Source organism: Streptomyces sp. NPDC090119, from assembly GCF_044747085.1.
Lineage (GTDB): Bacteria > Actinomycetota > Actinomycetes > Streptomycetales > Streptomycetaceae > Streptomyces.
Genome location: NZ_JBIVDK010000001.1, coordinates 583,822 through 604,509, shown reverse-complemented (window position 1 = coordinate 604,509; position 20,688 = coordinate 583,822). Strand labels below are relative to the sequence as shown.

Sequence of the window (20,688 nt, the reverse complement as noted above, 5' to 3'; positions counted from 1 at the left end):
ATCTGGTCAGGCGGTCCGCAGGAAGCGGTCGAGGACGTGGACGCCGAACTGGAGGGCCTCCACGGGCACGCGTTCGTCCACCCCGTGGAACAGCGCCTGGTAGTCGAAGCCCTCGGGCAGCCGCAGCGGGGCGAACCCGTAGCCGGTGATGCCGAGCCGGGAGAACTGCTTGGCGTCGGTGCCGCCGGACATGCAGTACGGGACGACGTGCGCGCCGGGCGCGAACTCCTCCACGGCCGCCCGCATCCTGCCGAACAGCGGTGCGTCGACCGGTGCTTGGAGGGCGACCTCGCGGTGCACGTAGTCCCAGTCGACGCCGGGGCCGGTGAGCCGGTCCAGGGTGGACTCGAACTCCTCCTCGCCGCCCGGCAGGAAACGTCCGTCGATGTGCGCGTGGGCCTCGCCGGGGATGACGTTGACCTTGTAACCGGCGTCCAGCATGGTCGGGTTGGCGCTGTTGCGGACGGTCGCCTCGACCAGCGCCGCGGCGGGACCGAGCTTGTCCAGCAGCAGTTCCACGTCGTCGAAGTCGGGCTCCAGGCCGTACAGCGCGGCGAGTTCGGTGAGCGCGGCCCGCACGGTCGGGGTGATGCGCAGCGGCCACTGGTGCTCGCCGATCCGGGTGACGGCGGCGGCGAGCCGGGTCACCGCGTTCTCCCGGTTCACCTTGGAACCGTGCCCGGCACGCCCCCCGGCGGTGAGCTTCAGCCAGCCGGTGCCCCGCTCCCCCGCCGCGACGGGGTAGATCTCGCGCCCGGTGCCGTCGTGGAAGGTGAAGGCGCCGGACTCCCCGATGGCCTCCGTACAGCCCTCGAACAGCTCGGGGTGCCGGTCGGCGAGGAAGCCGGAGCCGTCCTCGGCGCTGGCCTCCTCGTCGGCGGTGAACGCGATGACCAGGTCCCGGCGCGGCCGCACGCCCTGCCGGGCCCAGCCGCGCAGCACGGCCAGGATCATCGCGTCCATGTTCTTCATGTCGACGGCGCCGCGCCCCCAGACCACGCCGTCGCGGACCTCGCCGGAGAAGGGGTGCACGCTCCAGTCGGCGGCCTCGGCGGGCACCACGTCCAGATGCCCGTGCACCAGCAGCGCGTCGGCGGACGGGTCGGTGCCGGGCACTCGGGCGACGACATTGCCGCGCCCCGGTGTCCGCTCCAGCAGCAGCGGTTCGAGCCCGGCACCGGCGAGGCGCTCGGCCGCGTACTCGGCGGCGGGCCGTTCCCGGCAGTCGCCGCCGCCCCGGTTGGTGGTGTCGATCCGGATCAGCTCGGAGGTGAACTCGACCACCTCGTCCAGCGCGCGCTGGTCAGCCATACTGCTCCTCCACGGCGGCCGAGGCGATCGTGGTGACCGCCTTGAACGTGCGAATTGCCTCGTACATCGTGTCGGTGGTGTACGCCACCTTCCGCTCCCCGATCCGCGCGACGCCCGGCACCACGGTGACGGCCATCGCCAGATGCTCGGCGTCGAACTCCACGGCGACGGTGAACGGCCCCTGCTCCGAGGGCTCCTGGCGCACCGCGAGCCGGGCCGCCTCCTTGGCCGCGGCCCAGATGTCGGCGGCGGTGCGGGCCGGGGTGCGGCAGACGGCCGCGTACCGCGAGACATGGTCCTTGACCGCGACCTTCAGCGCCTCGGGCGCGTAGCCGAGCGCGTCCTCGCAGGCCAGGTCGTCCCCGGTGACCAGCACCACGGGCACCCCGTACTCCGCGACGACCCGCGCGTTGAGCAGGCCCTCGCTGGCGCGTACGTCGTTCAGCCAGACCCCGGTGATCTGGTTGGCGAGGTAGGTGTGGGCGAGGACGCCCTCCATCCCGGCGCCCGCGTGGTAGCCGACGAAGGCGATGCCGTCGACGTCGCCGTGCTGGACGCCCTCCACCATGGACAGCGCCTTGTGCCGCCCGGTCAGCATCTCGACCCGCTCGTCCAGCCGCTCCAGCAGCAGGTTCCGCATGGTCCAGTGCGCCTCGTTGACGAGCACCTGATCGGCCCCACCGTCGAAGAAGCCCTGCGCGGCGGCGTTCACGTCGGACGTGAACATGCCCCGGCAGCGCTCCCACTCCGCCGTCCCCGGCAGCACGTCGGCGGGCCAGGTGACCCCGGTGGCGCCTTCCATGTCGGCACTGATGAGGATCTTCATGCCGCGCAGGTTACGCGTCCGGCCCGGCGGCGGCTACGACCAGCCCCTCGGCCGCCGCCCGGCCCGCGCGCCGCTCACTCCCGCGCCAGTACGAACCAGCGGGCAGGCAGGTCGATGCGGGTGCCGTCCGGGAAGTGTTCGGTCTGGGGGAGGACCGTCTCGCCGGTGGCGAGGATCTTGAGGCCCGCTTCGGTGAGGAGGCGGGGGATCTCCTCGTCCGGGGCGTCCGCGGGCTTGAGGTCGTGGTGGAAGACGCGGCGGAGCTTCGGGGGCGGCCCGTCGGGGCCGGTGGCCGCCCGCTGCAGGACGTCACGGGACGCGGAGGTCAGTTCGACGACGAAGGCGCGGCCCGACTCCCCGAGGAGTTCGGCCACGGCGGCGGCGACGAGCGGCCGGGCCTCGGGTTCGCTCTGGTGGATGACGGCACGCATGTAGACGTGGGCGTCGCCGAGGCGTTCGTGCAGGCCGCGTACGGCGTCGGTGTCGGTCAGGTCGAGCTGCTCGAACTCGGCGGCGGCGCCCGCCGTGGCGCGGCGGGCGTGGTCGATCGCGGCGTCCGAGAGGTCGACGCCGACGGCGCGGGCGAACCGGGTGGCGAGATAGCGGGTCTGGGTGCCGTTGCCGCAGCCGAGGTCCACGATGACGCGGCCCGGTTCGGCGTGCGGCAGGAGGAGGTCGCTGTGCGGCTCGGCGGTCAGCGAGGGGTCGGCGTCCCAGATCGCGTCCCCCCGCTCGTCCGAGGTCTCCCGCCAGTAACTCTCCCAGTTGGAGCGGTAGTTGTCGGAAACGTTCACTGCGATCTCCCCAGGTTCGGTGCCATGATCGGGATATCGCGCCTGGTGCCCCCGGACAAGGGGTCCATGGCCCTTTTTTACGGGATCGGCTTACGGCATCGGCTCTTACGGGGTCAGCGCCTGCTCGAACCACACCGTCTTGTGGTGTCCGCTCGTCGTGGCGCCCCACTCCTTGGCCAGTCGGCTGACCACGCGCAGGCCCCGGCCCGCCTCGTCGTCCGGTCCGGCGGTGAGCATGTCGGGCAGCTCCGGCTCCGCGTCCGTGACCTCGAACAGCAGGTCCTCGGTGCGGACCACGCGGAGTCCGACGGGGCCGCCCCCGCCGTGCCGTACCGCGTTGGTGACGACCTCGCTGACCAGCAGCAGCGCGGTGTCCACCGCCTGCGGCAGGCCCCACTTCAGCAGTCGCTCGCGGACCAGGTACCGGGCGCGGGAGACCTCGCGCGGGTCGGAGGCGAGATGCCACTGGGCCACGTGGTCGTCGGGGATGCCGTTGAGCCGGGCCATCAGCAGGGCCACGTCGTCCTTGCGGCCGCCACGCGTGTTGAGGGCGCGGATGATGGTGTCGCAGGCGGCGTCCATCGACGCGGCCGGATGCGCGGCGGACTCGCAGAGCGCGGCCAGCCCCTCCCCGATGTCGGAGCCGCGCACCTCGACCAGGCCGTCCGTGCACAGCACCAGCCGGTCGCCGGGCGCGATCCGGACCGTGGTGGCCTCGAAGGGCACTCCGCCGACGCCGATGGGCGCGCCGGTGGGCAGTTCGAGCAGTTCGCTGCCGCCGTCCGCCGCGCGCACCAGCACGGGCGGGATGTGCCCGGCGTTGGCGAGCTGCACCTCGCCGCGGATCGGGTCGTAGACGGCGTAGAGACAGGTGGCGAGGTAGTTCTCGCCGAGCCGCCGCGCCAGGTCGTCCAGGTTGCGCAGCAGTTGGGCGGGCGGGGTCTCCAGTACCGCCATGGTCTGCACGGCGGTGCGCAACTGGCCCATCATCGCGGCCGAGTTGAGGCCGTGCCCCATCACGTCGCCGACGACCAGCGCGGTGCGTGAGCCGGGCAGTTTGACGGTGTCGAACCAGTCGCCGCCGATCCGGCCGAGCCGGGTGCCGGGCAGATAGCGGGTCGCCACGTCGCACCCGGCCATGCGCGGGGTGACCTGCGGGAGCATGCTGTCCTGGAGGGTCTCGGCGACGTTCTCCTGGTACGTGTACATGCGCGCGTTGTCGAGCACCAGTCCGGCGCGGGCGGCGAGTTCGGCGCCGGTGGTGCGGTCCATGTCGTCGAAGGGCAGCCGGTCCGCGCGGCGCAGCAGCACCATGAAGCCGAGGACCACGTTGCGCGCCTTGAGCGGGACGATCAGCAGGGAGCGGCCGTTGATCAGCGGCCGGAGGTCGCGCTTCTCGAACTCGCCGGAGATCCGGTTGCCCAGTTCGTCGCTGATCCTCGGGATGAGGACCGGTTCGCCGGTGACCATGCACTGGTAGAACGGCGTGTGCTCGGGGAAGGCGAACGCCTCGCCGACCGGCACGGTGTCGTCCCAGCGGCCGGGTTCGTCGTTGTGCTCGACCCAGACCCGGTGCATCAGGGTGCTGGCGTCGGGCGGCCCGTCGGGGAAGCCCTCGCCCGCGAGGACGGCGGAGCGCAGATGGGTACCGGCGAAGTCCGCGAACCGGGGTACGGCCGCGCTGGTGACCTCGCGGATCGTCTCCCCGAGGTCGAGGGAGGTGCCGATGGCGGAGCTGACCTCGTTGAGGAACTCCAGCCGCTCCCGTACGGCCGCGTACTCCAGGTCGGCCAGGGCGTCGGCCGGGATCAGGGGCTCGCTGCGGGGGCGGGGGACAACGCTGTCAGAGCGGCCGGGGCGCCGGGGCACTCCCCAGTACGGGGTGACGGGCACCCGCTCGTACTGGCTGAACTCCAGTACCGGATAGCCGAGTTCGAGGACCTGAGAGACGATGCGGGCGCTGAGTCCGGGGCCCATGTTGGGCAGGATCTCGGGGAGCCTGCGCTCCAGGTCGGCGGCGGTGGGCAGTTCGGTGTGCCGGGCGAAGCCGGGCGCGATGCGTTCGGTGCCCTCGTCGAGGTGGCCGCGCTCCTCGCGCAGCCGGGTGGCGTCGGCGGCGAGCACCAGCAGCCGGGAGGGGCCGGGGCCGACCAGCGGGTAGGCCCACCACACCACGTCGATCCGCTCGTCGTCGCCGCGTCCGGGCGGGGTGAGCCGGGCGCGGCCCGCGGTCGGGTAGCCGGTGTACCCGCCGAGGGAGCTCTCCAGGTCGGGGCCGTCGTCGTCGGGCGTGTCGTCGCCCAGCAGGTCGTCGGGCAGGGCGCCGGTGACGGGCAGCAGGTCCGCGACGGGTTGCCCGACGGCCTCGTCCCGGCCGGGGCCGAACATCCGCCCGGCGCCGCTGCTCCAGTGGGACACCAGGCCCGCGCGGTCGACGATCACCACGGCCAGCGGAATCCGGCCCGCCGCGGGACTCCCCGCACCGCGGCTGGGAGACGCGTCCCGCTCGCTGCCACGGTCCATGGCCAAGGCCCTCTCTCCCCACGGCTGTACGCGAACGATCAATGCCGCCCGCCACTACGGTACGGGGGAGTCACGTCGCCATGTGTGGCAAACCGCGAATTCCGTCCCGGAGATCCGCCGTGGGTGGAGAGGGATCGTAACCCTCAGTCCTCGTGCCCCAGTTGCAGGTCACGCTCGGTGCGGCCGCCGCCCGCGACCTGGAGCACCGTGGCGACCGGCGGGTAGCCCGCGGCGATGACGGTGTACTCGCCGGAGGAGAGGTCGACGAAGCGGAAGGTGCCGTCGGCGCCCGTGGTGAGGGTGTCGACGACGTTCCCGGCCGCGTCGAGCAGGGTCACGCGCGCGTCCTCCACGGCCCGCCCTCCCCCGGCCCGGACGGTGCCCTTCAGCACGGCGCCGCCCGCGAGTTCGACGTCCTGCCGGGTCTCGCGGGACGCCTGGACGCTGACCGGCAGGGCGGCCGGACGGAAGGCGGGCGCGCTGGCGGCGAGGGTGTACTCCCCCGCGACCAGCTCGGTGATGACGTACCCGCCCTCGCGCCCGCTGCGGGTGGCGGCGACGACCTCGCCGTGCACATTGGTGAGGGTGACGGTGGCGTCGCGTACGGGGCTGCCGTCGGCGGTGAGCACGGCGCCCGCAAGGCGTCCGGCGCCGCCGAGGACCACGTCCAGTTCGACGGGGCGCTCGCCGACGGTGACGGAGACGGCCTGCGGCTGGTGGCCGCCCGCCGCCGCGATCAGCACGTAGGAGCCGACGCCGGGGGTGGCGAGCGCGTAGCGGCCGTCGTCGCCGCTGGCGCCCCGGCCGATCTGCACTCCGCCGACGTCGATGAGGGTGAGCGCGGCGCGGGGCACCACGGTGCCGTCGGGGTGCTGGACGGTGCCGCAGACCGCGATCCCGGCGGTGTGCGGCGCGCGGGCCTGGGGCGGTACGGGGATGCCCGGCACGGTGTCGGGTTCGGTGGCGGTGGGGGCGTGCTGGGACACCAGGGGTTTCTCCTTGAGGAAGAAGGCGATGATCAGACCGAGGACGAGCACCGGCACCAGGTACAGGAAGATCCGGGGCATCGCGTCGGCGTAGGCGTGGATGTAGGCGTCGCGCAGCGCTGGAGGCAGTGCGTGCACCAGTTGCGGGGTGATCGCCTCGGGGTCGGGCAGCGCGGCCGAGGCGTCCGGCGGGAGGTCCTCGCGCAGGGCGTCGGTGAGCCGGTCGGCGAAGAGGGTGCCGAAGATGGCGGCGCCGACGCTGCCGCCGATCTGCCGGAAGTAGTTGTTGGCGCTGGTGGCGGTGCCGAGGTCGGCGGGGCGCACGGAGTTCTGCACGGCGAGCACCAGGACGGGCATGACCAGGCCGATGCCGGTGCCGAGGACGGCCATCCAGACGCTGTAGGCGAGCCGGGAGGTGTCGACCTCCAGCCGGGACAGCAGCCACATGCCGAGCGCGGCGAGCGCGGCGCCGAGCAGCGGGTAGACCTTGTAGCGGCCGGTGCGGCTGATGAGCTGACCGCCGACGATGGAGGCGATGACGATGCCCGCCATCATGGGCAGCATCAGCAGCCCGGACTCGGTGGCGCTGGCCCCGTCGACCATCTGCAGGAAGGTCGGCAGATAGCTGGCCGCGCCGAACAGCGCGACGCCGATGACCAGTCCGACCAGGCCGGTGACGTTGAAGACGGAGTCCCGGAACAGCCGGAGCGGGATGAGGGGTTCGGCGGCGAAGTGTTCGGCGACGACGAAGAGGACCACGGCGGCGACGGCGCCCGCGCCGAGTCCGATGATCTCGCGCGAGTCCCAGGCGTACTCGGTCCCGCCCCAACTGGTCAGCAGCACCAGACACGTCGAGGCGGCGGCGAGCAGCAGCGCGCCGGGCACGTCCAGCCGGGCGCGCTTCCTCGGCCGGGGCAGCTTCAGCACGGCGGCGACCACGGCGAGGGTGACCAGGCCGAAGGGGACGTTGATGTAGAAGCACCAGCGCCAGGAGAGATGGTCGGTGAAGTAGCCGCCGAGCAGTGGTCCGGCGACGGAGGCGAGGCCGAAGGCGGCGCCGATCAGGCCCATGTAGCGGCCGCGCTGCCGGGGCGGCACGATGTCCGCGATGATCGCCTGCACGCCGATCATCAGGCCGCCCGCGCCGATGCCCTGGACCGCGCGGAAGGCGATCATCTGGTCCATGCTCTGCGCGCGCCCGGCGAGGGCGGAGCCGACCACGAAGACCAGGATGGCGAACTGGAAGACGCCCTTGCGGCCGAAGAGGTCGCCGAGCTTGCCGTAGAGCGGCAGGCCGATGGTGGAGGTCAGCAGGTAGGCGGTGATCGCCCAGGACATCTTGTCCAGGCCGTGCAGCTCGCCGACGATCTTCGGCAGCGCGGTGGCCACGATCATCTGGTCCAGCGCGGCCAGCAGCAGCGCGAGCATCAGCCCGATGAAGACCAACCGCACCTGGCGCGTGCCGAGTTCGGGTTCGGAGGCGGGTGGTGGGTCCAGATGTTCGACCGGAACCGGCACCGCCTCGGTGTCCGGCTCCTCGCACACCAGCGTCGTTCCGCCCACGTACCGCTCCCCTCGCTCACACCTGTCGCACATCCCGCGTTACGCGACAACTGCGAACACATACGGCGAGTTACGGCATGAATCCGGTCTCGGCGGCAATCACTCGAACCGGTGAAGGGGAGCAACGCCCCCCCGCACCGGCCGGTGTTTCGGGTCAGCTCTCGACGTCGGCGGCGAGCTTGTCGAGCACCGAGTCGTAGATGCGGCCCAGGCCCTTGGGGGCGAAGGTGCGCTCGAAGAAGCCGCCGATGCCGCCGGCGCCCTTCCAGGTGGTGGTGACCACGACGCGCGAGCGGCCCTCCCCGGCGGGGGTGACGCGCCAGGTGGTGACCATGGTGGAGTTGCGGTCCTTCTCGACCAGCTCGCCGTCGGTGGGCTCGCCGACCTCGAGCAGGCAGTCGCGTACGCGCTTACTGGTGGCCTGGAGCTTCCAGTGGACGAGGGTGCCCGCGCCGTGGCCGCCCTCGCGCACCTCGTACTCGCTGAAGTGCTCGGGGAGCAGCCGCTGACGCGTGCCGCGGTAATCGGCGAGGGCGTCGAACACCTTCTCCGCGTCCGCTGCGACGACCCGTTCCGTAGTGGCCTCGACCTGCGCCATTGCGTTCCTCCACGAGCTGATTCCTCAGGGTTTCGGCAAGCCAACCACCCCCGTGGCCCGCGGCCAAATCGGGGCCCTCCCGGAGGGGAACACGCGTTCCAGCGGCTGCGCTCAGTCGGCCGGGCTCGGGTGGTGCCGGCCCGCGGTGAGGAACTCGGCGACCAGGAAGGCCAGGTCGAGGGACTGACCGCGGTTGAGGCGGGGGTCGCAGGCCGACTGGTAGCGGGAGGAGAGGTCGGCGAAGTCCAGCTCGTGGCCGCCGCCGACGCACTCGGTGACGTCGTCGCCGGTCAGCTCCACATGGATGCCGCCGGGGTGGGTGCCGAGACCGAGGTGGACCTCGAAGAAGCCCCTGACCTCGTCGAGGACGTCGTCGAAGCGGCGGGTCTTGTGCCCGGAGGGTGCCTCGATGGTGTTGCCGTGCATGGGGTCGCAGATCCAGGCGGGAGAGGCACCGGAGGCGGAGACCTTCTCGATGAGCGGCGGCAGCAGGTCCCGCACCTTCTCCCGGCCCATGCGGGTGATGAACGTGAGCCGTCCGGGGACGCGGTCGGGGTCGAGCCGGTCGATGAGGCGCAGCGCGGTGTCGGCGCCGGCGGAGGGCCCCAGTTTGACGGCGACCGGGTTGGCGACCTTGGAGAGGTACTCGACGTGCGGGCCGACCGGGTCGCGGGTGCGTTCGCCGATCCACAGCAGGTGTCCCGAGGCGGCGTAGGGCAGTCCGGTGAGTTCGTCCACGCGGGTGAGGGCGGTCTCGTAGTCGAGCAGCAGCCCTTCGTGGGAGGCGAAGAACTCGGCTCTGTCGAAGTCCTCGGGGCGTCCTCCGGTGGCCCGCATGAAGCCGAGGGCGTGGTCGATGCGGTCGGCGAGCCGTTCGTAGGTGGTCTTCAGCGGGGAGCCGGCGACGAAGTCCCGGTTCCACTCGTGGACCTGGTCGAGCCCGGCGTAGCCGCCCGCCATGAAGGCCCGGATCAGGTTGAGGGTGTTGGCGGAGGACTGGTACACGCGCAGCAGGCGCCGGGGGTCGGGGGTGCGGGCTGCGGCGCTGAAGGCGAGCCCGTTGACCGCGTCGCCGCGGTAGACCGGCAGGGTGACGCCGTCGCGGGTCTCGGTGGCCCGGGAGCGGGGTTTGGCGTACTGGCCGGCGATCCGGCCCACGGTGACGACCGGCATGGTGGCCGCGTAGGTGAGGACGGCGGACATCTGGAGCAGGGTGTTCAGCTTGTCGCGGACGGTGTCCGCGGTGACGTCGGCGAAGGTCTCGGCACAGTCGCCGCCCTGGAGGAGGAACGCTTCGCCGCGGGCGACGCCGGCCAGCCGCTCCCGCAGCCTTTCGCACTCGCCCCACAGCACCAGCGGGGGTGACGCGGCGAGTTGGCGGGTGACGTCGTCGAGGGCGGCCGGGTCCGGCCAGGCGGGCTGCTGGGCGGGGGGAAGCAGGGTGTCCACGGAACTCACTCTCCTGGTGGGCTGGGCCGGGCCGCGGGCCCGAGATGCGCTGCCTGGCCGGACACCGTCGTCCGCAGGTCGGATGGTGCGAGGAGTGCGGTGAGCGGGAGGCTTCAGGTCCTGGCCAGATCCAGCACGTACTTGCCGTAGTTGGAGGAGGGCGAGAGTTCCTTGCCGAGCAGAGCCAGTTGGTCCTTGTCGACATAGCCCATGCGGTAGGCGACCTCTTCCAGGCACGAGATGCGGATGCCCTGGCGCTTCTCCAGCACCTGGACGAACATCGACGCCTCCAGCAGGCTGTCGTGCGTCCCGGTGTCGAACCAGGCGGAGCCGCGGCCCAGGTTGACCAGGCGGGCCCGGCCCTCGCTCACGTAGCTGAGGTTGAGGTCGGTGACCTCCAGCTCGCCGCGGGTGGACGGGGCGAGGGCGGCGGCGCGCTCGGCCGCGGTGCCGTCGTACATGTAGAGGCCGGTGACGGCGAGGTTGGAGGTGGGGCGGGCCGGCTTCTCGGTGAGGGTGGTGATGGTGCCGTCCTCGTCCACCGTCGCCACGCCGTAGCGCTCGGGGTCGCTGACCGGGTAGCCGTACAGGGTGCAGCCGTCGAGGCGCGCGGCCTCCTGGCGCAGCAGGTCGGGCAGGCGGTGCCCGTAGAAGATGTTGTCGCCGAGGATGAGGCAGACCGGCTCGCCGTCCGCGAAGTCGGCGCCGAGGACGAGGGCTTCGGCGATGCCGCGGGGCTCGTCCTGCACGGCGTACCGCAGGCGGATGCCGAGGCGGCTGCCGTCGCCGAGGAGCGAGCGGTAGGTCTCCAGGTGCTCGGGGCCGGAGATGAGCAGGATCTCGCGGATGCCGGTGTGCATCAGGACGGACAGCGGATAGTAGATCATCGGCTTGTCGTAGACCGGCAGGAGCTGCTTGGAGTGCACGCTGGTCAGTGGCCGCAGTCTGGTGCCGGACCCGCCGGCGAGGATGATGCCGCGCATGGGGGAAGAGGTCCTTCCGCTTCGTCGGGGCGTGCGTGGTGCGTTCGGGCTCAGGCGGCCGTCGCGGTCAGCGGCTCCCACCAGGCCGGGTTCTCCCGGTACCAGGCGATCGTCGCGGCGAGGCCGTGGGTGAAATCCACCTGGGGGCGGTAGCCGAGGGCGCGCAGCTTGGCGTCGTCGAGGGAGTAGCGGCGGTCGTGGCCCTTGCGGTCGGGGACCGGGCGCACCGACGACCAGTCGGTACCGCAGGCGTCGATGATCAGCTCGGTCAGCCGCCGGTTCGTCAGCTCGGTCCCGCCGCCGATGTTGTAGACCTCTCCGGGGGCTCCCTTGGCGAGCACCAGGTCGATGCCGCGGCAGTGGTCGTCCACGTGCAGCCAGTCCCGGACGTTGAGTCCGTCGCCGTACAGGGGGACCGTGCCGCCGCGGGCGAGCGTGGTCACGAAGTGCGGGATGACCTTCTCGGGGTACTGGTAGGGGCCGTAGTTGTTGCTGCACCGGGTGATGCCGACGTCGAGCCCGTGCGTGCGGGCGTAGGAGCGCACCAGCAGGTCCGCGCCCGCTTTGGCCGCCGCATAGGGGGAGTTGGGTTCCAGCGGCCACTCCTCCGTCCAGGAGCCCTCGTCGATCGAGCCGTAGACCTCGTCGGTGGAGACGTGCACGAACCGGGAGACCCCGGCGCGCAGCGCGGCCTGCAGGAGGTTGTGGGTGCCGAGGACGTTGGTGGTGACGAACGCGGCGGAGTCGTGGATGGAGCGGTCGACGTGGGTCTCGGCGGCGAAGTTGACGACCGCGTCCACGCCGGCGAGCAGTTCGGGGACCAGGACGGCGTCCCCGATGTCGCCCTCCACGAAACGCAAGGCCGGGTTTCCGGCCACGGCGGCCAGATTGACCATGTTTCCCGCATAGGTCAGCTTGTCGAGGACGGTGACCCGATCGGCCGCAATGTCGGAACGTCCGTCCAGCAGCCTGCGCACGTAATTACTGCCAATGAATCCGGCACCGCCGGTTACCAAAATGTGCATGCCGAAACGCCCTTCCATGGGAATCCCTCGCACTTTATTCCATCCGACGTTGAAGCATCGTAGAACATCGAACATGCCTGCGCAACGTGTTTGATCATCGTGCCCGGCGAGCCCGGTGGGTACGTTCGACCGGCTGCAATCGACCCAAGGCAATGACTTCTTAAAAAGATCCACTTGAACGAGGGAATCGGAACTTTGCGTTCCATTGACCATCTCCATATGTGAAATCTGCGTTACTCGAATACGCACGCGCCGCCGCAACTCCGATTCTCGGAAGGGCTTGCGGAAATGAGTGATGGGGACTTAATTTCCATGGTCATGGAGTTTTTCGCGGAGCACGGAAAGCACATGGCCCCGTCCGCGGTCGATCCGGCCGCCCTCATCGAGGCGGGCACGGAGGTGGCCGCCGGCTCGACCGTCGGGCCCGGCGCGTGGGTCCGGCACGGCACGACCCTGCGCGACTGCGCCGTCGAGGGCGGGGTCTTCGTCGGGTTCCGCTGCCTGATCGGTTCCGCGCGCATCGCCTCGGGCTGCCAGATCGCCTCCCTCACCCGGATCGGCCGGGCCGGCGCCGCCCGCGTTCTCATCGAGGGCGCCGCCTGGATCGGCGCCCGGGCGGTCATCGAGCCGGGCGTCCGCATCGGTCCCGGCGCGGTGGTGGCCGCGGGCGCGCACGTGACCGGCGACGTTCCGGCGGACACCGTCGTAGTGGGCCGTCCGGCGCGGACCCTGCGCCGGCGCGAGGTGACCGAGGACGGCTCGCCCGACTTCGGCGCCATCATCGCGCGGGTCCGGGCCCGCCCCGACTCGGGCCGCAGGGAGCTGCCCGCCGGCTGGGTCTCGGACGGCGGCGGCGCCCTGGACGCCGACATGTCCGGCGGCCCCGGCGTCCGCCTGGGCGCTGGAGTGATCGCCATGGGCCGTGCCGACGGCCCGTCCCCGCGCGGCGGAGTGCGCGCCGGTCCCGGCGTGCGGATCGGCGCCGGCGCCGTCCTGGAGGCGTCCGACGGCATCGACATCGGCGCCGGCGCCGATCTCGGACCGGGAGTGCTCGTCGTCTCCAGCGGGCACGACCTCAGCCGCCGCTCGCTGCCCTGGCGGGGCGGCGCGGTGCACATCGGGGAGGGCGTGCGCGTCGGCGCGGACGCCACCCTCGTCGGCCCCTGCGTCCTCGGCGACGGTGCCGAGGTGACCGCGGGCGCCGTCGTCGTCGGGGACGTCCCCGCCCGGCACACCACATCCGGAGTCCTGGAGAGGAACCCGTCATGAGGATCGTCTTCGCCCCCGCCCCGACCGGATCGGGGCACAACATGCGCGCCCTCGCCCTGGCGCGCGAGCTGCGCCGGCAGTGGCCGGAGGCCGAACTCACCGTCCTGCTCGGCTCCTTGCAGTCCACCTTCGGCCCGCTCTTCGAGGCGGCGGGTGTCGAGGTCGTCGACGTCGCGGGCGACCACGTCGACCACGCCACCCGCTCGAACCTCAGCCGCGACCTGGACTGGCGGACGTACATCAAGGGCTACGTCGCCCCGGCGTTCGTCAACGGCGAGCGGGTGCTCGGCTACCTGTCCCACTATCAGGACCTGGACGCGGACCTGGTGGTGAGCGACTACAACATCTCCGCCAGCATGGCCGCCGCCATCGCCGGCGTCCCGCACGCCCTGGTCACCGAGCGGTACGACTTCACGCTCCTCCAGATCGACGACACCACCCTGGAAGCCGGCGGTTTCCGCGTCGCCCACGAGGACCTGCGGAGGGGCCGCAACTCCCTGCACGCGGTCTTCGACTGGATCGTCTCCACGGCCGAGGTCGTCCTGACCGACAAGCCGTACGTCCCCGAACTCGACGCCGGCACCTCCGTCGCCGCCGCCCTGGACACGGGCCGGGCCGTCTTCACCGGTCCGATGATCCGCGAGATACCCGAGCGCGGCGACGGGGCGGCCGTACGCGCCTCCCTCGGGCTGGGACCCGGGCCCGTCATGGTCGGTTCGGTCGGCGGCACCAGCATGTTCCTGGAGAACAAGCAGCGCGTCCTCGACACGTACATCGAGGCCCACCGCCTGCTGAAGCGGACCCACCCCGGGCTCCAGCTCGTCCTGCTGGGCAGGGAGGCCGTGCGGGCCCCCGACGACGTGGTGGTCCTCACCTATCTGCCCGACTGGATGCCGCTGCTGCGGGAGGCCGACGTGCTGGTGTCCGCCCCCGGCTGGATCACCGTCACCGAGGTGGCGGCGCTGGGGGTGCCGACGGTGTTCGTGCTCAGCAGCCTGGGCGAGTACCACGAGGTCGAGGCGTCCGACCGGCTGCGCCGCCTCGGGTTCCCCTCCCTGGTGGCCCCCACAGCCGACCGGCTCGCGGACGCGGTACGGCCCCTCGTCGGCGCCCGGGGCGCCGCTCCCAGCCCGGCGCACCTCGCGACAGCCCCCGAGGGCTCGGGCACCGGCCGGGCCGCCGAGCTGCTGGCGCGGGCGGCCCGCGGCGCCCGCGAGCGCCGCCCCGCACGCCGTGAGGAGGCCGTACGGTGAGTGAACTCCCCGACACCGATGTCCCGTTGATCGCGGGAGCCACCCGGATGCTGCTGGCCGGGGACGGCTCGACCACGCTGCTCCTCGAAGCCCTGCTGGACACCCGGCTCACCGTGCACGTCGAGCGGCAGGAGAAGGTCCCCGGACGGCAGCTCGGCGCGGCGGCGACCGCCGCGCTGGGCCTGCCCGCCGACGGTGCGGCCGTACTGCGCGTCTCCACGCTGCGCACCCCGGCGGGCCATGTGGTCAGCCGCAACACCGTGGCCTTCACCGCGCCGCCCGCCGCCTGGTCGGGTTCCGCCGACGACCTGGCACCCCTGGGTCGGCGGCTGCGCGAAGGGCGCACCCGGCAGCACCGGGAGATCCTCTCCGCGGGCACCGCCCGCTGGCGGGAGGGCGGGCAGTACCGCCCGTGCGCGTACAAGGAGTACGTCATCACGTGCGACGACGGCGCGCGGCTGTACGTCCACGAGCGGTTCGCCCCCGACCGCGTCCGCCCGCTGCCGGACCCGCGGCATCCGCACCGCCTGCCCCGGACCGGCTGAACGTCCCTGGCCGCACGGCTTCAACCCTGCTAGGCTCCACGCTTATTCGATGTTTCACGAACAACGATGTTCTACTGGTACGAGCACCGAAGATGCTGAGCCATGACGAGGAGTACCGCCATGAGCACCGCACCCTCCTTACGCACCTTCTTCCTGGAGCGATTCCTGGACGAGGACGCGCACGTCCCCGCGGTCGTCGGCCGCGACGCCACCGACGTGATCACCACCGACCGGACACTGCGCGACGCGGCCCTCGCCCTCGTCGTCCTGCCGGGCCCCGACGACCGAACCCTGACCACCCGACTCCTGTCCGCCTTAAGGGAGTTCATCGACCCCGAACAGCCCGGCTTCCGCGAACTCCTGGACGTCACCGGCGTCCCGCACCCGATCGGCGACGTCCGCACCCCCTCCTGGCAGGCCCTCGCGGCCTGGGCACTGCACCGCGCGGGCACCCTGCTCGACGACGCCGCCCTGACCGCCGAGGCGGACCGGTGCCTGCGCCGGGTCACCGACGCGCTGCTCGCGCACGGCTGGCCCGCCCGCCTCGACCGCAGTTGGTCCACCGTCCTCGACGGCGCGAGCCCGCTGGAGGAGGCCGCCCTGCCCGTGTTGGCCGCGGACGCGCTCACGGCGCCGGGCACGACCTCCGCCTTCCTCGACGAAGCCGCCCGGCACCTGGAGCGGTTCGTCCACGGCGACGGTGTCTGGGCCGCCCTCACCCCGCGCGGCACCCCGGACACCGTGCACGGCCACCGCACCCGCGCCGGCGCCCTCGCCGCGCTGGCCTGGACGGCCCTGCACGGACGCGGACACGACCGGGCGGCCGGGCTCGCCCGCTCCGCGCTGCTGCACATCCAGGCCCGGCATCCGCACGCCGGCGCGCGCGGCTACTGGGACCGCAGTGACGCCTCGTCCGTGGTCCGCGTCGACGCCGTGGCCGCCCTGCACGGCCGACCCGACTCCCCCTTCCCCGCCAAACTCGTCGCCGACCACGCCCTGCTCGCGCTGGCCGCCCGCCGGGCCGCCGAGTCCGGCACCGGCGACGACGACTCCGCCGTCCTGCTCAAGGCGCTCGCCGAGGACGCCACGGCCGAGGTGGAGCGGTACACCGACGTACGGGCCGGCGGGGTCTTCCAGGGCCAGGGGAGCTGGTTCTCCACCCCGGTCGACCCCACCGTCCCGCTCGCCCGGCACGTCATGGTCCCGCCGCGTACGCCCGGCTCCTTCGCCGTCGGCAACACCACCTACGTGCCCTTCCACGGCAAGCACGCGCAGACGCAACTGCTCGCACTGTGGGCCCTGGGCGACCGGGTCCCAGACGCGCCCGAACCGCCGCCGCTCACCCGAGCGCCCGAACCGGACCCCTTCGACAACGACCTCGGCCACGTCACCAGCGCGCCCGTCACCGACGGCCTGGTCGACTTCGCCGCCTACCTGCGCTGGCTCAGGTCCACCCGGTCCGGCCTCGGCTACGGCCTCACCCCGTACCGCGCCCCGCTCGGCCTGCGGTCGGACCGCACGCCGCAGACCTTCTCCGTGCTGCACGTCGTCTCCGACCTGCTGGCGCTCGGCGAACCGGTACCGGACGTGCCCGGCGTGCTCGCCGGGGTCTTCGCCACCCAGAACCCCGACGGCGGCTTCGGCGAGCAGCCCGCCCTGCCGTCCGAGGCGTTCACCACGTACTGCGCCGTCCTCACCGCCGTCGTCCTCGGCGGCGCCGAGCACCCCTCCTTCGACCGCGCCGCCTGCGTGGAGTTCCTGCGGTCCTGCCAGCGCCCCGAGGGCGGCTTCGGCAACGCGCCCGGCTTCCCCGGCGACGCCTGGCACTCCCACCTGGCCACGCTCACCCTGGTCGCGCTCGACGCCCGGCCGGAGCGCCCCGACGACCTGGTGGCGTTCCTGCTGGCCTGCCAGAACCCCGACGGGGGCTACGGCAACCTGCCCGGCTCGCCCTCCGACACCTTCGCCACCTTCCGGGTGGTGGGCGCGCTCATCGCGCTCGGACTGCGTCCGCCGCGCGCCCCGCAGACCACGGCGTGGCTGCGCAGCCTCCAGACCGAGGCCGGCGGCTTCTGCTACCGGGACGGCGCGGTGGAGAGCTTCGTCGGGTCCTACCACGCCATCGGGGCGCTCTACATGCTGGGCGCCCTCCCCGCCGACACCGACGCCTGCGTGCGGTGGATCGCGGTCCGGCAGAGCGCCGACGGCGGCTTCTCCCGGACACCCGGCGGGCCATCGGAAACCACCGACGAGGGGTTCATCGCGATCCAGGCCCTCCACATGCTCGAAGGGAAACTCAACCGCTCCTGGGCGGTGATGATGACATGACCAGTACCTCCTCCACCACGGCCACCGCCGTCACCGGAACCGCGGGCCCCACGCCGCGCACCGTCTCCCTGCTGGCCTTCGCCACCATGTTCGTGATCGGCACGGACACCTTCCTGGTCGCCCCGCTGCTGCCGACCCTGGCCCGCACCTTCGCCGTATCCGGCGACGTGTCCGGCTGGATGGTCAGCGCCTACGCGCTGGGCTACGCCCTGTTCGCTCTGATCGCCGGCCCTCTGTCCGACGGCCGCGACCGGCGCCGGGTGCTGCTGGCCGGGCTCGTCGGGTTCATCGTGACGACCGCCCTGTGCGGCTTCGCCCAAGGGTTCTGGACGATGATCCTGTTCCGGTTCCTGGCGGGGGTGAGCGCCGCCTTCGTCTCCCCGCAGATCTGGGCGTCCATCCCGGTCCTGGTCCGGCCGGAACTGATCGTGCGCACCATGGGCTTCGCCACCGCGGGCCTGTCCATCGCCCAGTTCGCGGGCATCCCGCTGGGCAGTTGGCTCGCGGCCGTCTCCTGGCACCTGCCGTTCTGGGTGATCGGCGGGGTCTCGGCGCTGCTGTGGCTGCTGCTGGCCCGCTACTTCCCGTCGGTGCCCGGCCGCCCCGGCGCGGCGGGCGCGGGGGCGCGGCACATCCTGCACACCTACGGCACGGTGCTGGGCGGCGGCCGCCTGCGCTGGTACCTGCTCGGCTATCTGGCCTTCCAGACGGGCAACTTCGAGGCCATCTCGTTCTTCGGCTCCTGGTTCACCAAGGACTTCGGCCTGAGTGTCGGGTCCGTCGGCACGGCGATGATGGCGGTCGGCGCCGGCAATGTGATCGGCTCGCTGTGCGGCAGCCAGGTGGTGCAACGCCTGGGCCTGTACCGCTCGTTGCTGGCCGCCGTCCTGACGATGGCCGTTCTGTACTGCCTGGTGCCGCTCTCCCCGAACCTCGGCACCGCGCTGGTCCTGCTGGCGTTGGTGATGATGGTCGCCGGGTTCGTCTTCCCGGTGTTCATGAGCATCCTCCAGCAGCAGACCGAGACCGCCCGCGGCACCGTCTCCTCCCTGGCCAACGCCGCCATGTACGTCGGCACGACGATCGGCGGGGCGGCCGGCGGTGTCCTGCTCGCCAAGGTCGACGGCTTCTGGGGGGTCGCCGCGTTCACCGTCGCCGCCTACCTGCTGTCGCTGGGCGTGTACACGGCCGCGGGCGCCTTCCGCCGAACCGAGGAGGCCGCGTGAGCACAGCCGTCCTCTTCGACCGGTACGGCGGCCCGGACGCGCTGTACGCCACCGACACGCCGGTGCCCTCGGCCGGCCCGGGCGAGGTGGTGGTCCGCTACACCGCGATCGGCGTCAACCCGATCGACTGGAAGATCCTGCGCGGCGACCTGAAGGCGATGCTCCCGCTGGAGCTGCCGGGCGCCTGCCCGGGCGTGGAGGCGGCGGGCACGGTCGTCCAAGTAGGTTCCGGTGTAAGGCGGTTCCGCGTCGGCGACCCCGTCATCCGGCACGGCCGGCCGGGCACCTTCCGTACCCACGAGGCCGTTCCGGCGTCCCAGCAGGCCGACGAACTCACCGCCTGGCCCAGCCGGTTCACCGCCGAGCGGGCCGCGGTGCTGCCCGTGGCCGCCGGGACCGCGTACTCGGCGCTGCGCCAGGTGGGACTGCGGGCCGGCGAACGGCTGCTGATCCACGGCGCGTCCGGAGGGGTGGGCCTCGCCGCGGTCCAGCTCGCGCTGCTCGACGGGGCGGCCGAGGTGGTCGGCACCGGCTCGGCCCGCCACCACGACCTGCTGCGCCGGCTCGGGGCGGTGCCCGTCGAGTACGGCGAGGGGCTGTCCGAACGGCTCGCGGAACTGGGCCCGTTCGACGCGACGGTGGACTGTGCCGGGGGGCTGGAGCCCGCCGGGGCCGCGGTCCGGGCGGTACCCGAGGAGGCCCGCCGGGTCACCATCGTCGCCGACCCCGCGGTGCAGGCGCTCGGCGTGCCCTTCCTGGAGCACGTACCGCTCGAACTGGCTTCCACCCTGGACCTGATCGGCCACAGCCCCTTCGAACTCCCCGTCACCGCCCGCTTCCCGCTGTCCCGCGCCGCCGACGCGCTGGCGCTGGGACAGCGGGGCGGGCTCGGCGGAAAGCTCGTCCTCCTGCCCACCCTCGCAACCGAACAGGACGCGGATCATGACGTATCCCTTTGACGCCGACCTCGTCGAAGCCGCCGGGAACTTCGGGGTCTTCGACCTGACCGACCCCGCCCGGACCCGGGCCACGCTCATCGCGGCCGGTGCCCAGCGGCCCGCCCCCGACACCACGGGCGTCGAGGTGACCGACCTGGAGATCCCCGGTCCGGACGGCGAGCCGCCGGTGCCGGTACGGGTCTACCGCCCCGCCGGGGTGCCACGGGAGCTGCCGGCGGTCCTCAACATCCACGGCGGCGGGTTCGTCATCGGCCGGATCGAGGTCGACGACGACACCTGCCTGGACATCGCCCGCCGGGCGGACGTGGTCGTGGTCTCGGTCGGCTACCGGCTCGCGCCCGAAGACCCGTACCCGGCGGGCGTGGAGGACTGCTACGCGGCGCTGCGGTGGCTGGACGCGCACGCCGGGGATCTGCGGGTGGACGCCACCCGGATCGCGGTGCACGGCATCAGCGCCGGCGGCGGACTGGCGGCGGCGGTGGCCCTGCTGGCCCGGGACCGGGGCGGCCCGGTGCTCGCCTTCCAGTACCTGGACCTGCCCGAGCTGGACGACCGACGGGACACGCTGAGCATGGCCCGGTTCACGGACACGCCCGGCTGGAACACGCCGAACGCGGAGCTGAGCTGGCGCCACTACCTGGGGGAGGCCGCGGGCGGTGACGACGTGCCCGTGTACGCGGCGCCCGGCCGCGCCAAGGACCTCTCGGGGCTGCCCCCCGCGTATGTGACGGCGCTGGAGTACGACCCGTGCCGGGACGAGGCGGTGGCGTACGCGGAGAACCTCTTCGCGGCGGGCGTCCCGGTGGAGACGCACGTGTTCTCGGGGGCCTACCACCTCGCGTACCTGCTGCCGACGGCGAAGGTGTCGCTCCGGCGGGCCGAGGAGCGGATCGTCGTACTGCGGTCGGCGCTGCACGGCTGAGCGGCACGGCCGGACGGCCGGGAGCGCCGGGAGGCTTCTTTCCGGCGCCCAGCCTCCTGTTCCCGGCAACCCTGTTCTATCATCGTAGAACGTTGAAAGATCATGCGACAGGGGTCGAACGGACCACG

General features: G+C 72.5%; 16 protein-coding genes. 7 read left to right on the top strand and 9 right to left on the bottom strand.

The window, feature by feature from the left end:
* Positions 1 to 6 precede the first annotated feature (6 nt).
* The 9 genes from ACIPPM_RS02725 to rfbB form a co-directional block, all read right to left on the bottom strand.
* Positions 7 to 1,311 carry a M20/M25/M40 family metallo-hydrolase gene (locus tag ACIPPM_RS02725; RefSeq protein ID WP_401442204.1) on the bottom strand — a complete coding sequence of 435 codons (1,305 nt, stop codon included), beginning with the start codon at positions 1,309 to 1,311 and terminating at the stop codon, positions 7 to 9.
* Positions 1,304 to 2,137, bottom strand: coding sequence for a M55 family metallopeptidase (locus ACIPPM_RS02720; RefSeq protein ID WP_401442203.1), 834 nt, complete (start codon positions 2,135 to 2,137; stop codon positions 1,304 to 1,306). The genes ACIPPM_RS02725 and ACIPPM_RS02720 overlap by 8 nt, the downstream gene beginning before the upstream one ends.
* Before the next feature lie 74 nt (positions 2,138 to 2,211).
* Positions 2,212 to 2,931 carry a class I SAM-dependent methyltransferase gene (locus tag ACIPPM_RS02715; RefSeq protein ID WP_401442202.1) on the bottom strand — a complete coding sequence of 240 codons (720 nt, stop codon included), beginning with the start codon at positions 2,929 to 2,931 and terminating at the stop codon, positions 2,212 to 2,214.
* A 105-nt stretch (positions 2,932 to 3,036) separates the two neighbouring features.
* The gene (locus ACIPPM_RS02710; RefSeq protein ID WP_401444146.1) at positions 3,037 to 5,454 is read right to left on the bottom strand and encodes a SpoIIE family protein phosphatase; all 2,418 of its coding nucleotides are present in this window, start codon (positions 5,452 to 5,454) and stop codon (positions 3,037 to 3,039) included.
* A gap of 143 nt (positions 5,455 to 5,597) precedes the next feature.
* Positions 5,598 to 8,003, bottom strand: a complete 2,406-nt coding sequence (locus ACIPPM_RS02705; protein ID WP_401442201.1) for an MFS transporter — start codon at positions 8,001 to 8,003, stop codon at positions 5,598 to 5,600.
* Between the two features lie 154 nt (positions 8,004 to 8,157).
* Complete coding sequence (locus ACIPPM_RS02700) at positions 8,158 to 8,601, bottom strand: SRPBCC family protein (protein WP_401442200.1); 444 nt, start codon at positions 8,599 to 8,601, stop codon at positions 8,158 to 8,160.
* 111 nt (positions 8,602 to 8,712) lie between these two features.
* Complete coding sequence (locus tag ACIPPM_RS02695) at positions 8,713 to 10,050, bottom strand: class II 3-deoxy-7-phosphoheptulonate synthase (protein WP_401442198.1); 1,338 nt, start codon at positions 10,048 to 10,050, stop codon at positions 8,713 to 8,715.
* A gap of 113 nt (positions 10,051 to 10,163) precedes the next feature.
* Positions 10,164 to 11,033, bottom strand: a complete 870-nt coding sequence (gene rfbA, locus ACIPPM_RS02690; protein WP_401442196.1) for a glucose-1-phosphate thymidylyltransferase RfbA — start codon at positions 11,031 to 11,033, stop codon at positions 10,164 to 10,166.
* 50 nt (positions 11,034 to 11,083) lie between these two features.
* Positions 11,084 to 12,058 carry a dTDP-glucose 4,6-dehydratase gene (gene rfbB, locus ACIPPM_RS02685; protein ID WP_401442195.1) on the bottom strand — a complete coding sequence of 325 codons (975 nt, stop codon included), beginning with the start codon at positions 12,056 to 12,058 and terminating at the stop codon, positions 11,084 to 11,086.
* A gap of 348 nt (positions 12,059 to 12,406) precedes the next feature.
* Here rfbB and ACIPPM_RS02680 point away from each other — a divergent pair, with 348 nt between their 5' ends.
* From ACIPPM_RS02680 to ACIPPM_RS02650, 7 genes are all read left to right on the top strand, one after another.
* A complete protein-coding gene (locus tag ACIPPM_RS02680) occupies positions 12,407 to 13,327 on the top strand; it encodes an acyltransferase (protein ID WP_401442193.1) in 921 nt (306 codons plus the stop codon).
* Positions 13,324 to 14,580 (top strand): hypothetical protein, encoded by a 1,257-nt coding sequence (locus ACIPPM_RS02675; protein WP_401442192.1) that lies wholly within the window; start codon positions 13,324 to 13,326, stop codon positions 14,578 to 14,580. The genes ACIPPM_RS02680 and ACIPPM_RS02675 overlap by 4 nt, the downstream gene beginning before the upstream one ends.
* Positions 14,577 to 15,125 (top strand): hypothetical protein, encoded by a 549-nt coding sequence (locus ACIPPM_RS02670; RefSeq protein WP_401442191.1) that lies wholly within the window; start codon positions 14,577 to 14,579, stop codon positions 15,123 to 15,125. Before ACIPPM_RS02675 ends, ACIPPM_RS02670 begins: the two co-directional genes overlap by 4 nt.
* Before the next feature lie 120 nt (positions 15,126 to 15,245).
* Positions 15,246 to 17,453: a prenyltransferase/squalene oxidase repeat-containing protein gene (locus ACIPPM_RS02665; protein ID WP_401442190.1), complete on the top strand. Its 2,208-nt coding sequence runs from the start codon at positions 15,246 to 15,248 to the stop codon at positions 17,451 to 17,453.
* Positions 17,450 to 18,679, top strand: coding sequence for an MFS transporter (locus ACIPPM_RS02660; protein ID WP_401442189.1), 1,230 nt, complete (start codon positions 17,450 to 17,452; stop codon positions 18,677 to 18,679). Before ACIPPM_RS02665 ends, ACIPPM_RS02660 begins: the two co-directional genes overlap by 4 nt.
* The gene (locus ACIPPM_RS02655) at positions 18,676 to 19,638 is read left to right on the top strand and encodes an NADP-dependent oxidoreductase (protein WP_401442188.1); all 963 of its coding nucleotides are present in this window, start codon (positions 18,676 to 18,678) and stop codon (positions 19,636 to 19,638) included. Before ACIPPM_RS02660 ends, ACIPPM_RS02655 begins: the two co-directional genes overlap by 4 nt.
* On the top strand, positions 19,622 to 20,560 hold the full coding sequence (locus ACIPPM_RS02650; RefSeq protein ID WP_401442187.1) for an alpha/beta hydrolase: 939 nt from the start codon (positions 19,622 to 19,624) through the stop codon (positions 20,558 to 20,560). Before ACIPPM_RS02655 ends, ACIPPM_RS02650 begins: the two co-directional genes overlap by 17 nt.
* Positions 20,561 to 20,688: the final 128 nt, after the last annotated feature.